Origin of the sequence: Enterococcus sp. AZ141 (assembly GCF_051714385.1) — a bacterium.
Taxonomy (GTDB): Bacteria; Bacillota; Bacilli; order Lactobacillales; family Enterococcaceae; genus Enterococcus_D; species Enterococcus_D entomosocium.
In genome coordinates, this window is record NZ_JBIORT010000001.1 from 2,842,602 (window position 1) to 2,855,938 (window position 13,337).

16 protein-coding genes are annotated in these 13,337 nt (G+C 41.9%); 8 read left to right on the forward strand and 8 right to left on the reverse strand.

The window, feature by feature from the left end; genetic code table 11:
* Positions 1-3 precede the first annotated feature (3 nt).
* The 4 genes from IGI89_RS13095 (at position 4) to IGI89_RS13110 (ending at position 3,793) form a co-directional block, all read left to right on the forward strand.
* Complete coding sequence (locus tag IGI89_RS13095) at positions 4-597, forward strand: malonate decarboxylase holo-ACP synthase (RefSeq protein WP_016611804.1); 594 nt, start codon at positions 4-6, stop codon at positions 595-597.
* A 24-nt stretch (positions 598-621) separates the two neighbouring features.
* Entirely contained in the window at positions 622-1,707 is a 1,086-nt protein-coding gene (locus tag IGI89_RS13100; protein WP_438735726.1) for an acyltransferase family protein, read from the forward strand.
* 12 nt (positions 1,708-1,719) lie between these two features.
* Positions 1,720-2,577, forward strand: a complete 858-nt coding sequence (locus tag IGI89_RS13105; protein ID WP_438735727.1) for a triphosphoribosyl-dephospho-CoA synthase — start codon at positions 1,720-1,722, stop codon at positions 2,575-2,577.
* Positions 2,578-2,749: 172 nt separating this feature from the next.
* Positions 2,750-3,793, forward strand: coding sequence for an AI-2E family transporter (locus IGI89_RS13110; protein ID WP_008379977.1), 1,044 nt, complete (start codon positions 2,750-2,752; stop codon positions 3,791-3,793).
* A 71-nt stretch (positions 3,794-3,864) separates the two neighbouring features.
* On the opposite strand, the gene IGI89_RS13115 is transcribed toward IGI89_RS13110, so the two are convergent.
* The 4 genes from IGI89_RS13115 to IGI89_RS13130 all read right to left on the reverse strand — a co-directional run bounded on the left by IGI89_RS13115 (position 3,865) and on the right by IGI89_RS13130 (position 6,758).
* A complete protein-coding gene (locus IGI89_RS13115) occupies positions 3,865-4,341 on the reverse strand; it encodes a GNAT family N-acetyltransferase (RefSeq protein ID WP_008379975.1) in 477 nt (158 codons plus the stop codon).
* Positions 4,342-4,518: 177 nt separating this feature from the next.
* Positions 4,519-4,743, reverse strand: coding sequence for a hypothetical protein (locus IGI89_RS13120; protein WP_005235901.1), 225 nt, complete (start codon positions 4,741-4,743; stop codon positions 4,519-4,521).
* A gap of 159 nt (positions 4,744-4,902) precedes the next feature.
* A complete protein-coding gene (locus IGI89_RS13125) occupies positions 4,903-5,868 on the reverse strand; it encodes a Gfo/Idh/MocA family protein (protein ID WP_087664130.1) in 966 nt (321 codons plus the stop codon).
* The gene (locus IGI89_RS13130) at positions 5,865-6,758 is read right to left on the reverse strand and encodes a MurR/RpiR family transcriptional regulator (RefSeq protein WP_196044528.1); all 894 of its coding nucleotides are present in this window, start codon (positions 6,756-6,758) and stop codon (positions 5,865-5,867) included. The genes IGI89_RS13125 and IGI89_RS13130 overlap by 4 nt, the downstream gene beginning before the upstream one ends.
* Positions 6,759-6,962: 204 nt before the next feature.
* Between IGI89_RS13130 and IGI89_RS13135 the strand changes: the two genes are divergently transcribed.
* From IGI89_RS13135 to IGI89_RS13145, 3 genes are all read left to right on the forward strand, one after another.
* Entirely contained in the window at positions 6,963-7,988 is a 1,026-nt protein-coding gene (locus IGI89_RS13135) for a Gfo/Idh/MocA family oxidoreductase (RefSeq protein WP_430600970.1), read from the forward strand.
* Positions 7,989-8,102: 114 nt separating this feature from the next.
* Positions 8,103-8,501, forward strand: coding sequence for a heme-binding protein (locus tag IGI89_RS13140; protein ID WP_429969990.1), 399 nt, complete (start codon positions 8,103-8,105; stop codon positions 8,499-8,501).
* 23 nt (positions 8,502-8,524) lie between these two features.
* Positions 8,525-9,502, forward strand: coding sequence for a Gfo/Idh/MocA family protein (locus tag IGI89_RS13145; RefSeq protein WP_438735728.1), 978 nt, complete (start codon positions 8,525-8,527; stop codon positions 9,500-9,502).
* Positions 9,503-9,564: 62 nt separating this feature from the next.
* On the opposite strand, the gene IGI89_RS13150 is transcribed toward IGI89_RS13145, so the two are convergent.
* Complete coding sequence (locus IGI89_RS13150) at positions 9,565-9,753, reverse strand: hypothetical protein (protein ID WP_005226063.1); 189 nt, start codon at positions 9,751-9,753, stop codon at positions 9,565-9,567.
* A gap of 179 nt (positions 9,754-9,932) precedes the next feature.
* On the opposite strand from IGI89_RS13150, the gene IGI89_RS13155 reads away from it, so the two are divergent.
* Positions 9,933-11,258: a dihydrolipoyl dehydrogenase family protein gene (locus tag IGI89_RS13155; protein WP_438735729.1), complete on the forward strand. Its 1,326-nt coding sequence runs from the start codon at positions 9,933-9,935 to the stop codon at positions 11,256-11,258.
* A 242-nt stretch (positions 11,259-11,500) separates the two neighbouring features.
* On the opposite strand, the gene IGI89_RS13160 is transcribed toward IGI89_RS13155, so the two are convergent.
* The 3 genes from IGI89_RS13160 to IGI89_RS13170 form a co-directional block, all read right to left on the reverse strand.
* Positions 11,501-11,668 carry a hypothetical protein gene (locus IGI89_RS13160; protein ID WP_005235914.1) on the reverse strand — a complete coding sequence of 56 codons (168 nt, stop codon included), beginning with the start codon at positions 11,666-11,668 and terminating at the stop codon, positions 11,501-11,503.
* 308 nt (positions 11,669-11,976) lie between these two features.
* On the reverse strand, positions 11,977-12,771 hold the full coding sequence (locus tag IGI89_RS13165; protein WP_005235915.1) for a hypothetical protein: 795 nt from the start codon (positions 12,769-12,771) through the stop codon (positions 11,977-11,979).
* Positions 12,761-13,300: a sigma-70 family RNA polymerase sigma factor gene (locus tag IGI89_RS13170; RefSeq protein WP_005235917.1), complete on the reverse strand. Its 540-nt coding sequence runs from the start codon at positions 13,298-13,300 to the stop codon at positions 12,761-12,763. The genes IGI89_RS13165 and IGI89_RS13170 overlap by 11 nt, the downstream gene beginning before the upstream one ends.
* Positions 13,301-13,337: the final 37 nt, after the last annotated feature.

Genomic DNA, 13,337 nt, shown 5'->3' on the forward strand with positions numbered 1-13,337 from the left:
CGAATGAACCGTGCCCACGATATCGTTCAATTAGATAAAGAAGTTCTTGATATGATTGATATTCCGAAATGGTTTTCTGAAAAAGAACAGCTTTTTGCGACCGTCCGTCGTGGGAAACCCAGCAACCCTAGCTATTTACCCGTGGGGTTGCGCGGGGAAAAGCGGCAAGAACGGTTTGCCTTTGAGGCACCCTGTAACATGATCAAACGAACGATCCATCCTTGGGAATTGACCAGTCGTGAGAGCTTCCGATTCAATGAAGTAGCCAATTATCCAGTTTACCGCAGCTATCAAAAAGCACGGCTTTTATTGAAGTACTATTCTTGGGGAATTGGTGGCAGTTTGGGTTTTGAATTAGCTGCAAAACAGGCAGCAATCAAGCCGACAAGTGATTTAGATCTGTTGCTTTATGCCGACACGAAAGAAAAGCTGCCATTGGAACTATTGGAAAAGCAGGCAGCCTTTTTTCAACAGATCGATGTTCAAGTTATCACAAAACAAGGCGGGTTTGCCTTAAAGGAGTATTTGGAACATCCATCAAAAAAAATCTTAGTAAAAACAGACGAAGGGCCAAAACTCACCACTGAGATTTGGTAATTATTAGAAAAGTGAGCGAAAAACATGTTTGAGAACAACGATTTAAAAATCAACATCAGTGATTTCCAAAAAGTATTTGCCGTGACAGCAGTAATGATGCAAACGATTTTGACTTTTGCCTTATCCAATACCCAAGATGAAAAGACTGCAGCATTCATCGGTACCTTTTATGTCTTGGTGAAATTTACCGCACCCCTGTTTATTTTTGCTATTGTTTATAACATGGTTAAGACAAGTCAACATCTGTCTTATCTAGAATTTTTGAAAGAAAAGTTTTTTGAACTTGTCGTGCCATATGTGCTTTGGACGACGGCTTATTTATGGCTCTTTCCCGCTGTCCAACAAGGAAAACTTTATACTGATACAGCAACGTTTTTACTGAAATATGTGACGGGGGATGCGGCGCCACACTTGTGGTATACGATCATGATGCTGCAGATCCAATTGTTGATGCCGTTTTTTGTCTGGTTAGGCTACAAAGTGTTGACGAAGAAAAAAGCTGTTTGGCCAGTATTGATCGTCGCAACTGCTTTGTATGTCGCTTGGTATGTGTTTTATGATCGCCAAGTTTTTGAAGGACCGCATCATGAAAGCTGGTATTTATTGGATCGGTTTGTCTTTAGCTTTGTGATCTATGGGATCTATGGCGAAGCCGCTTTGATTTATCACGAAACCGTCTATCGCTTCCTATACAAGATTCGCTATGCTTTCTTGCCAGTGGGTTTAGCATTGGGGCTATTATCTGCCAATCATCTGCTACATTATTCAGGTGATCTAAGTTTCGCTCATGCACCGTATTTAAATACATTGCAAAGCTTATATAGCTTAGTATTGATTTTTGCAGTCTTTATGTTTGTGTCAACTATGATCAAGAACAATGCCCCTCAGTTAGGGACATTTAAGTGGCTATCTACTTATGCGTATCGAACCTATCTTGCCAATGTTTTTGTCTTTCAAGTTTTGTTGCTATGCTTCAAAGATTTGTTGCTGCAACTGCCAATGGGCATCATGATCATCGTCGCTTATTTGGCAACTGCCAGCTGTGGTTTTTTAACAAGCTATGTTTTGCATGTTTTATGGGTAACGATCAAAGGTCAAATCAAAAAATAGAGGAGGAGTTGGATGTTTGCATTTGCTGTAGAAGAAAATTGTCGACGACTCGCCCAATTGGTAGAAGAAGCCTTGATTGCAGAAGTGACATTGTCCCCAAAACCTGGGTTAGTGGATGCCATTGATTCAGGTGCCCATCACGATATGGATCAAGCACTCTTTCTGCGATCAGCTCGAGCATTGACGCCATACTTTGAAGAAATGGCCTTGGTGTCTTGGGGAAGCAGCATGTCTCAAGAGTTGCGGGAAGCAATCGCTGCAATCGGTCGGAAGGCAGAACAGGCGATGTTGGCAGCCACTGGTGGCATCAACACTCATAAAGGAGCCATTTGGGCATTAGGCTTGCTCATCAGCGCCGTCAGTAGCCAACTTAGTCGCAAACAGCGGATTTTTTTGCCAGAAGTCTTTTCTGACATCCAGCTTCTCACTGCATTTCCTGATCGTGCGCTGACTCAACAAACGGAAAGTCATGGCAAAACTGTTCAAGCCAAATATGGACATCTCGGTGCGTATGGGGAAGCTGCTGCTGGGTTCCCCCATGTTCAAATCGCTCTAGCGGATTATTTTTCTCGGGATTGTTCCAATGAGACTGAAAAAAGGCTCCACATGCTGTTGGCGATCATCGCTACACTGGACGATACGTGTATTTTATACCGCAGCAATCAAGAGGTACTGGCACTGGTTCAGCAACTCGCACAAAAAGCCAATCAGCAAGCGTTGCCGAACCCAGCATTTCATGCACTAGCAGCCTTCTGCCAGTCAGAAAATGTGTCTCCAGGCGGCAGTGCTGATCTGTTGGCTGCCAGCTTCTTTTTATTGTCCATCAACTCGGTTTTATCCGTAAACGAAGGAAAGACCGTTTACCAATAACTCTTTTCCTTAGAAGAAAGCCAACGATTCTTCTAAGGATTTTTTGTTTCATTTTTTCGCTCGATTAAGAAAAATAAAATCTCTTGCTATTTGCATAGTTTAATGATTAGATAATTCTTAGGCACTACTGAAATGCTTCGTTGCTCCATTGCAACGAATAAAGGAGTTACAGATGAAATACTATAATGCTTTTCTTCAAAATCTTGTGTTGCGGCGCTGGACGGTCCTGTTTATGCTTGCGGGCATTCTTTTTTTGTTTCGCAGTATGATGACCATTCTTTTGCTGACCTTTATCTTTACGTATTTGATTTATCGGCTGGTTCTTTTGCTCCATCGAAAAAGTCATCTGCCCATTAAGCTTACGAGCATCCTGACTTACAGCTTGATTGTTTTTATTCTTTATTTAGTAGCAACAAATTATGTACCAATCATCATCAAACAATCCGTCCAATTAGTCAATTCCGTTGCTGATTTCTACCAACGGACAGACTCCAATAATGAATTGATCGAATATGTCTTGAATTTATTGCAAACCAGTGAATATATTCAGAAATTACAAAGCGGCGTTCTAGTCGTGATCAATTATCTGTATAATTTCGGTGAGTTGGCATTGACGGTGCTGATCTCATTTCTGCTTAGTTTCTTCTTTATGATCGATAACAAAAAGACCGTTGCGTTTTCTCGGCTATTTTTGCAAGGGCGAGGGGCGTGGTTCTTTGAAGATGTTTACTATTTAGGAGCTAAGTTTACGCGTGCTTTCGGAAATGTGATTGAGACGCAGTTGGTGATCGCCTTAGTTAATACAGCAATCACTGTCTTCGCCTTAGCGGTGATGGGCTTTCCGCAGCTGTTGAGTTTGGCGTTGATGATTTTCTTTCTCAGCTTGATTCCTGTTGCTGGTGTGATCATCTCGTGTATTCCATTGACGTTTATTGCGTATTCTATCGGCGGATTTAATGACGTGATCTACATTCTATTGATCATAGTGTTTGTTCATGCGTTGGAATCCTATATCTTAAATCCCCGCTTGATGGCCAATAAAACAGAGATCCCGATGTTTTACACGTTTATTCTCCTGTATCTTAGCGAACATCTCTTTGGCTTGTGGGGCTTGATCATCGGGATCCCATTGTTCACCTTCTTTTTAGATTTAATGAATGTGAAAGAGATTCCGCGATTGCGTAAAAAAACCGATGACACCTTGCAGGACCAATAAAAATGATTGCTGTAAAGGATGGCAATTGATAGAAAAAACCATCTCTGCCGATGAAAGGCGAGATGGCTTTTTTATTTCGCAGCAATTTTTTTCGTAAAGGAGACAAAGCAGATTGCTGAAGAGGTGCTTTGAAACCTGCCTGTTTGGGAATACCCCAAAGAATGATAAAAGTGAACCAGCTTGGGTTCTTGCAGGATCGTATTCAAATGTATCGTATCTGTTTGTACGTTCCTTTCAATCAAGGTCATTGCTTGTCTACCGATCCCGCGGTTCTCGTAGGAGGGAAGAAGGGCGATGGAAGATAGCTTCGTCGTATGCTCCTGCTCAACCGTCAGTTTTAGGAAGCCCACGGTTTTCTGAGCGGTCATGATTAAATAATAAGTGGTATTCGACGCAGAAAACTTTGCGTTTAGCTTCTCAAAACTTTGTAAATAGGGAGAAGTTTCTCCATCTTGATAACGGAGAAAGAGAGATTTGAAGGCAGCTTTTTGTATCAAGTAGATAGAAAGTAAATCGGAAAGCTTCGCTTCTTTAAGCTGAATGAGCATGCACACCTCCATAAAAAGTCAGACATCATTTGTTGAAAGACATTGATTCGGTATAGAAGGTCCTGATGAAAAAGCCATCGAAGAGCAGTCTTTCATTGGCTCGTTTCCGTTTTGATCCTTCCCTCAACCAGAGGTTCAAAAACGAAGAGATCCGCAGGGCTTCGTGCCAACGGTGTTTTATTGAAAAAGATCATTTATCGATGTAACCAAGTCGTCATAGGTTTGACCGGTAGCGATTGCATAAACGGAAAGCAAAAAGACGAGGGCTGCTGCCAGCACGTAAAAAATTCGGAGGCGATAACCGTCACCTGTCCGGCGATTTTTTACAAAAGTAAAAATCGTCACAGCTAGATAAGCGAAGGTCAATAAACAAATAAGATAAGTAATAATTTCTGGTGTCATGGGCGTTTTCCTTTCTTTTTCTATTTGTATAAAAATATACTCAATAAATATAATATAACCATTTCGATACCGTCAAAGAAAGCGCTCAATTTTTGATACAAAAAACTGACCGAGTGGTAGCCACTGGTCAGTTCTATTCAAAAACGATGGGTCATGATCTTAATTGTCTTTTTTTTCCGCATCTAGCAAGCTTCTTAGTTCATCTGCTAAAGCGATACAGGCAATACTATCCGTTAAGGACATCAGGGAATTTTCGAGTTGTCCTTGTGCAAGAGCGGTGTGAACTGCTTGAATCTCTGAATGGAAATCATCGATCTCGTACCCAATATCATAGACCGTGTCTTCTTGGTCAATCGTCACGGTAAAAGAAGCGGGGCGATGGAAGTTGGGGATCGTGATTTTCCCTTTTGTTCCTTGTAATTCCGCCACCGTCTCTTTTGTTTGGTCAAATCCAGTCTCAATCACTGCAACAAAGTCTTCACTGACAAAGCGTGCTTCAACATAGGTATCAACCCCAGTTTCATAAAGGCTGTAATCGATCATTTCGGCAGTTAAATTTTCTGGTGAAAAATCTTGGATAAAGGCTAAGTTATAGATCCCCATATCCAGTAAAGCACCCCCTTGTTTTGGCAGATAATGGTAAGAACTGCCTTCGACTGGTAAATGGCGGCGAAAAGTAGTCGTGACACTTGTTAGCTCACCGATATGACCACCATCCACAAGTTCTTTTAGTTTGCGATACGCTGGGGTGAAGCGTGGCTTCATAGCTTCCATAAAGAAGACTTCGTGTGCTTGAGCTTGTTTTTGTACATCGCGCATTTCTTGTGCAGTCAAGGTTGCTGGTTTTTCACATAAAACAGCTTTTTTCGCTTGAAAGGCTTTGATGATCCATTCATAATGATACAAATGTGGCAAAGCAATATAAACGACATCGATAGTTGGATCATCTAATAGGTTTTGGTAGTCATCAAAGACGGCATCACACGGAAATTTTGCTTGAAACGCTTGCGCTTTTTCCATCGTACGACAAGCAACCCCATAAAGCTGGGCGTCTTGAAAATTTTCTAAACTTGCAGCAAAGCGATTGGCGATATTTCCGGCACCAATAATTCCCCAATTGATCATTTCATTTCCCTCTTTTCTTCAGTTGACGGGTATTCTGAGAGAATCCCTGATTCCAAAACAGATTGTTTTTTTCTTAACTCGACAATATTTTTTTGATATTCTTTGGCATACATCAATGCAAACAGTGAATCTAAAATATACTCAAAGGCGACCTGTGAAGAAAAGGTACCGACTTTGAGAAAATCACGTTCATCATGAGAAGCGATGATCGCATGGGTCGCTAATGGGATGATTTTCGCATGGGCGTTGCCAGAGATTACGATCACTGGTACCCCAACATCACGAAAGTGTTGCATGATTTTTTCGTATTGTGTATTTTTCCCACGATAGGTAATAAACACGGCACAATCATTTTGCGTGACGTTCGATGCATTCCACGCATCATCCCCATATTCATCCGCAATGATCAGATACTTATTGATTTTGACCAACTTATTTTGAAAACTTCTTGCCCGGATCTGAGAATCACCGCGAGCAAATAAGAAAATCCGCTGCGCAGCTTCCAACGATTGCACCACTGCTTCCATCGTTTCTGGGGCAACCTGAGCATGAGTTTTGTGGATCGAGTTGATCGTTAGATCGGCCATTTTTTTCAAAATATCAGGTGTTTGATCCTTGGGCGAAAAGGGAAAATTCGCGTCAACAAAGGTTGGATTGAACATCTGATTATGGGCAATTTCAGCCAGACCTAAGCGAAAACTTTTAAATCCTTCATAACCCATCTTTTTGGCTAGACGAATGACGGAAGAGTGGGATGTGTACGTATGCTTGGCGATGACTTCAATCGTCAACGAAGGCACATCATTGATATTTTGCAAAATATAATCGGCAATCCGTTTCTCCGTATTGGTCAATCCTTCTTGAAGCCGTAATTTATCTCCTAATAACATCAAACCACCTCTTTCTAATCATAGCCTAGGACAAAGAAAACCAAAAGCAAAAACTGCGCCTTTTTGGCAATTTGGTAAAAATGTTCAGAACCACTCAGCAGTTTGCGAAAAAGTCTGGTCAAAAGAACCTGTTTTTGGCAAAAGACTTCTCATTTCGAAGGATATCAGCAATAATCAAGCTATCAATTCATAGGAGGCGTCACAATGTTAACTATCGCATATCTCGGAAACGGAAAAAGCACCAATCGCTACCATCTGCCTTTTTCAACCAAGCTGCAGGATAAGATCAAAGTAAAGACGATCTATTCACCAAGCGGCAAGCTGACCTGGCCAACACTAGAAGGCGTTCATTACACCTCTGACTTAGAGGATATCTACCGTGATCCTGAAATTCAATTAGTTGTGGTCACGACCCCCAGTCATTTGCATTATGAATTAGGCAAGGATGTCTTGCTCCATGGGAAAAATGTCTTGATCGAAAAACCTTTTACGGAAACTTCGGCACAAGCAAAGGAATTGTTCGCACTGGCGCAAGAGAAAGGCTTATTTGTGCAATGCTATCAAAATCGCCGCTTTGATTCCGATTTTTTGACTACGCAAAAAGTGATCGAAAGCGGCGTGCTCGGAGATCTCTTAGAAGTAGAGATGCATTATGATTATTTTCGTCCAGAGATTCCACGGTCAGTGACCGAATTTTCATTGAATACTAGCTACTTGTACGGACACGCTTGTCATACACTGGACCAAGTGATCTCCTATTTTGGGCAACCAGACGATGTCCATTATGAGGTTCGGCAATTGCTTGGAAAAAATCGCATGAATGATTACTTCGATTTGGATCTGTTTTATGGTCGAATGAAAATCTCTGTCAAATCTAGTTACTTCCGATTAAAAGAGCGGCCTAGTTTTGTCGTTTATGGCGAAAACGGCGTTTTTGTAAAACAAACGAAGGATCGACAAGAAGAGCATCTAAAACAGTTTTATCTCCCAGATCATGCCGATTTTGGGATTGATTTGCCAGAGCACTATGGCACACTAACTTATATGGATGCTAACGGTGACTACCATGAAGAAAAAGTCATCTCTGAAATTGGTGATTATAGCCGTGTGTACGAGGGCGTCTATGAAACGATCATCCATGGCAAAGAGAAAATCGTGAAAGACGAAGAAACGATTTTACAAATCGAAATGCTAGAAACAGGCATCAATCAAATGATCACTGAGTCATAAGGCAGAGTGATTACGAGGCTTTTGACAAACAAAGCGCCTGAAGGCATCAACTGACTCAACGTAAAGGAGTAGATACGAATCGAATCTTCAGAAATCCTGCAAGAAGAACAGCAGCTGCAGTTTGATCATTTTGACAATGACCTCGCATTGCGATTGGTAATTGCCATTGATCAGTACGTTAAAAGGAACTACCCAAAGCCTGTAGGGATCAAAGTTGTTCATCATGGCTTGCCGATCATTCGATTTTTAATGGCAGGGCGAAAAGAAAGCCCTTGGCTTGAAAGAAAAGAACGAACGGTACTAGAAAGCGGGCATAGTTCACTATACGTCTATGCGCAAAAAGATAGAGATATACAATTTGCTAAATGGGCACAAGACGAACATTATGCAGTTTGTGGTGGTGGTTTTCCAATTATCGAAGATAGAGAAGTCACTGGTGCTATCTGTGTGTCAGGTTTGGCCCATTTAGAGGATCATAAAGTGATCACCGAGGTATTGAAACAAATGATCTAAGAAGATAGAAAAGGGGAAGCAAGATGAACTTAGCGATTTTAGGGGCAGGCATGATCGTCCATGATTTTTTGACGGTGGCAGGGGATGTCCCGCAGCTTGAACTGTCCGCTATTTTTGGGACAGAAAATGATTTAGAGAAAATGAATCACTTAAAACAGCAATACGGGATTCAAACCGTCTATACAGAGTTAGGGGCATGTTTGGCGGATCCCTCCGTTGACACCGTGTATGTCGCATTGCCCAATCATTTGCATTATTCCTTTGCCAAAGAAGCGATCCTCGCTGGCAAACACGTCATTTGTGAAAAGCCATTTACGTTGCAGACACGAGAATTAGTAGAATTAACAGAATTGGCTGCTGCCCATGGGGTGCTTTTGATGGAAGCCATCACGAATCAGTACTTAGCCAACTACCAAGGAATAAAAGCGCAGCTTGAAACATTGGGAGAGCTGAAAGTGATTGAATGCAACTATTCGCAATATTCTTCTCGTTATGATTCATTCAAAGAGGGAATCGTTTTACCTGCATTTAACCCAAAAATGGGTGGTGGGGCATTGATGGATATCAATATCTATAATATTCATTTTGTGGTCGGGCTTTTAGGAAAACCTAAAAGTGTCCGCTATTTTGCTAATGTCGAAGAGGGGATCGATACTTCTGGCATGCTGTTTTTAGACTATGAACAAACAAAAGTCGTTTGTATTGGCGCCAAAGATTCGACAGCGACGATTCGCTCAACGATCCAAGGGACGAAAGGATCGATCATCGTCAATGGACCGACGAATATGCTTGCCAGCTATGACGTTGAATCGGTCAATGGGGCAAAAAGCCATCAGGATCAAAGCGTTCACGGACATCGTATGTTTGAAGAATTTGCCCGTTTTGCACAAGCCATTCACGAAAATGATCATGCCTTTGTCAAGGAACGCCTTGCACATAGCAAGCTGGTGATGGAAGTAGTGGAAAAAGCATTGGCAGATGCCCAGATCGTATTAGGATAATCGCATCAAGGTGGAAAGACACCAGCTTCTTAGAGAAGTTGCTGGTGTCTTTGTGTGTTGTCTTATTTTTTCTTCTTTAAACTCAATAAGGTTAGTGGGATACCCAAGGTGAGGTAGCCGACAATCGTCATCAAACAGACGACTAGCCAAAAGTTATCTACTGCTAGAAACGCAATCAGGCCATAGGCCACCAGAATCGAGAGAAAATAAAAAAGAAAGAGCTGAAAAAAACGTTTAAAACTCACAGTCATTCATTCTCCTTTGTCGTTAAACTGACAAGAAAAGTATACCATATCAAACGCAATTTTAAGGGATGATTGTGATCATTCGCTGGAGCCGTTAAAGGCGAATTGTTTTGTGGGCTGACCGTGATTCGCTATACTTGAAGGGAAGAGAAAGAGCAGGATTTTTTAAGAGAAGGAGGAGACAGATGAAAAAGGTGGATGTACTGATTATCGGAGCGGGTCCAGCTGGTACGGCTGCTGCCTACGGGTTAAAAGCCAAAGGAAAGACAGTGGCGATCGTCGAAGCTGATTTATGGGGTGGCACGTGCCCCAATCGCGGGTGCGAACCGAAAAAACTACTGATGCGAGGCGTAGAAGTCAAAACAGAGGCGAAACGTATGCAAGGCAATGGCGTTCAAGGGCAGGTAGCCATTGATTGGCCGGCACTGATGGCGTTTAAGCGCTCGTATACTGATCGTGTGCCGGAGTCAACCAAACAAGGGTTACTGGCAGAAGGGATCACTACTTACTACGGACAAGCCACTTTTCGTGATGCCCATACGGTCGTCGTGGGTGCAGAAGAGATTCAAGCAGAAAAAATAATCATTGCGACAGGACAGCGTCCAGCCGTACTACCAATCGTCGGCAAGGAGCATCTACAAAGCAGTACTGATTTTCTTTCCTTTGAAAAGATGCCAGCAACGATTGCTTTCATAGGTGCTGGGTATATTACCTTCGAATTGGCAATGATCGCTCAAGCAGCAGGTGCTGAAGTTCATGTGATCCATCATAATGACCAGCCGCTAAAAGGATTTGATGCAGAATTAACCACAGAAATGGTTCGCTCAATGCAGGACCAAGGCGTTTCGTTTCACTTTAATCAGAATACACAGCGAATCACGAAAGAACAAAACCACTATACGATTCAGACACAAGCAGTGTCTCTCACAGTAGAAGCAGTGATTGGTGCCACGGGACGCAGACCCAATAGCGATCAGCTGCAACTGGAAAAGGCAGGGGTAGAAACGTCAAAACAAGGGATCGTAGTAAATGAGTTTTTACAGACTAGTCAAAGACACATCTATGCCATCGGGGATGTGCTCGCGAAAAAGCAGCCCAAACTGACCCCTGTTGCCAGCTTTGAAGTCGCCTATCTTGTCGAGCATATAGATGACCAGAAAATGCCTATCCGTTATCCGCTGATCCCTACACTAGTTTTTGGTGCGGAAAAACTGGCAAGAATCGGGATCAGTGAGCAAGAGATTGCCGATCATGCCTCAGAATATCATAGCGAGGTGATGGATCTTTCTTCTTGGTACACCTATCGACGAATCAATGATCAAGAGGCAAAAATCAAATTGGTTTATGACACATCTGATACCATCGTTGCTGTCACGATTTTTTCTGCACTGGCGGATGAGTTGATCAACCACTTCGTTTTTGTGTTGGAAAATCAGCTATCGAAAGAAGCACTGGCACAAATGATTTTTGCCTACCCCACACCTGCTAGCGATTTGTCCTATTTTCTATAAATAAACAAACAAGCCTGCGCTAGTTTCCGCTAGCACAGGCTCTAAATTATTATGTCCGTATTGACTATAGTCCGTGAACCTTAAATGAACCTTAAAGTTAGGCTGGGTTTCATTTAAGCAATGTCTTTGTTTTCTAGTAACCCTAGGTTTAGGCTTTTTTTGAAAGCCGACGGACAGCAACAATCAGTAAGATCGATGACAAGAAGAGTCCGACCAAATAGATGATGAAAATAGAATCTGGCTCATAGTGCCGATAATTGAATATTTTTACCATAAAAAAGAGAAACGGGATCGCTGCAATAAGGGTTGAAACGAAACGTTTCCGCCATTGTATGAAAAACGATCCAATCACTAGAAAAAGACAAAACGGGATCCAAAAGACCAAATGTCCGATAAGTTCGATTTTTCACACCTCCTAGCAAGTAAAATCATCATAACGTTTCTTCCTAAAAAGCAAGCGTGAATGAAAAAATAATCTCATTAGGCATGTATGAAATTATGAGTGGAGTCTTCTGAAAAGTTCACAAGAAATCTGAGAATTTCAAAAGGAAATGAAAAAACGGGCGGTTAGGAATGTCCCAATAGTCCGAGACAAGAAAGCACCTCTTGCAGCATTCGTTTTCACTTGAATCCTGCAAGAGGTGCTCTTCCGTAGAAAATCTGGTGCTTTATTCAATTGATATCAAAGAAATGATTAGGAAGGAACGGCAGTCTTTTTTTATGGCAAGATATTCTTACTATACAAAAGGGAAATGATCATACCTATATCCAATAGATCCTTATAATAAAATCCTTTCAGTGGACCAAAGTGTAAGAAAAATCCGAGAATCAGTAATACAAACAGCAGCAGGAAGAGCAGGTTGAAAATGGTCATCAAGCGAAAACTGAAATGCCAATTACTCAAGAAATACTGATATTTGGCTGCTCTGTAAATTTTGTTTTGAATTGGAATTTTCTTGAGTGCAGGGATCGATTCATGATAGGACGTAAATAATTCGTAGTCTTTTTTCGTCAGCACTTCTGAGAAAATGTGCGTCCCCGCTTGAAAGTCGAAATAGCCCCAATGGAATTGTTCTTTATCCTCTGGTGATTCGTGCTTCATCAGCTTTCTTGGCTTGATGGTGAACGCCTTGATGTTCTCATAGGGGTAACTGAAATAGGTGTTACTTTCTAAATAGTCGATGATGACCAGAAAAAGCATTCGGGTTTCTGTGAAAACCAACAAACGATTGCCGCGGGTATCATGAAAGATGTCACGGTATGCTTTTGCTTTCTCAGTTGTTGCATACGCATAGGCGCCAAGCCCTTGGTTGGCGAAGGCGAGGTTTCCATCTGGCGTCAAAGGCAGATAGCCAAGAATCGTTTCGTCTTTTGCTAAAAGCGTCCGAAGCTCCTCTAATAGATCTTGCAAGAAAACATATTGTTTGGACAGCTCGAAGGTTGTTGCTTTTTCTTGTTCAGTTACTTTTATCAGTGATTTATTTTCATTTAAGACTAACTGTTTAAAATCCATCGATAGTCATCCTTTCTTTTAAGCGTTTGCGGCCACGGGAAAGACGATTGTAGATTGCTGAGACATTTAAGTCCGTCTGCTCTGCGATGGTTTCGGGTGATTCCTGATAAAAATAGTAGAGCAGAAAGATCCTTTGATCAAGGGCTTCAAGGTCTTCAATAAAGCCCAAAAAGTTTTCCTTTGTTAAAGGTGATTCTTCAATAGCTAGTTCCTGCTCATCAACAGGTTTTTCTTCCAATGAGCGCTTGTTCAACTTTCGCTTGTGGTCAATCGCACGACTACGACTGATCAAAAGCAGCCAAGTAATCAAGCGGCTTCTGTCAGGTTGATACGCAGCAATCTTTTGCCAAACCTCGTAAAAAACTTCGTTCGCTACATCTTGGCGCTCGCTCACTTCATGCGGTTGGGAGAGGACACTATGAATCGTCCTCAGCATGCTATCACCATAAACAGCTAACAGTTCTTCTAAGCCGGCATAGTCTTTCTTTTTGATTCGTTCAATGATTTCTTCATCCTGCACCTTTTTCACCCCTTCACACTATATACGAAGAATGTTTGCCTTTTCT

Coding starts and splice junctions, on each gene's coding strand:
- IGI89_RS13095 (WP_016611804.1), top strand. CDS start 4: ATGAACCGTGCCCACGATATCGTTCAATTAGATAAAGAAGTTCTTGAT.
- IGI89_RS13100 (WP_438735726.1), top strand. CDS start 622: ATGTTTGAGAACAACGATTTAAAAATCAACATCAGTGATTTCCAAAAA.
- IGI89_RS13105 (WP_438735727.1), top strand. CDS start 1,720: ATGTTTGCATTTGCTGTAGAAGAAAATTGTCGACGACTCGCCCAATTG.
- IGI89_RS13110 (WP_008379977.1), top strand. CDS start 2,750: ATGAAATACTATAATGCTTTTCTTCAAAATCTTGTGTTGCGGCGCTGG.
- IGI89_RS13115 (WP_008379975.1), bottom strand. CDS start 4,341: ATGCTCATTCAGCTTAAAGAAGCGAAGCTTTCCGATTTACTTTCTATC.
- IGI89_RS13120 (WP_005235901.1), bottom strand. CDS start 4,743: ATGACACCAGAAATTATTACTTATCTTATTTGTTTATTGACCTTCGCT.
- IGI89_RS13125 (WP_087664130.1), bottom strand. CDS start 5,868: ATGATCAATTGGGGAATTATTGGTGCCGGAAATATCGCCAATCGCTTT.
- IGI89_RS13130 (WP_196044528.1), bottom strand. CDS start 6,758: ATGTTATTAGGAGATAAATTACGGCTTCAAGAAGGATTGACCAATACG.
- IGI89_RS13135 (WP_430600970.1), top strand. CDS start 6,963: ATGTTAACTATCGCATATCTCGGAAACGGAAAAAGCACCAATCGCTAC.
- IGI89_RS13145 (WP_438735728.1), top strand. CDS start 8,525: ATGAACTTAGCGATTTTAGGGGCAGGCATGATCGTCCATGATTTTTTG.
- IGI89_RS13150 (WP_005226063.1), bottom strand. CDS start 9,753: ATGACTGTGAGTTTTAAACGTTTTTTTCAGCTCTTTCTTTTTTATTTT.
- IGI89_RS13155 (WP_438735729.1), top strand. CDS start 9,933: ATGAAAAAGGTGGATGTACTGATTATCGGAGCGGGTCCAGCTGGTACG.
- IGI89_RS13165 (WP_005235915.1), bottom strand. CDS start 12,771: ATGGATTTTAAACAGTTAGTCTTAAATGAAAATAAATCACTGATAAAA.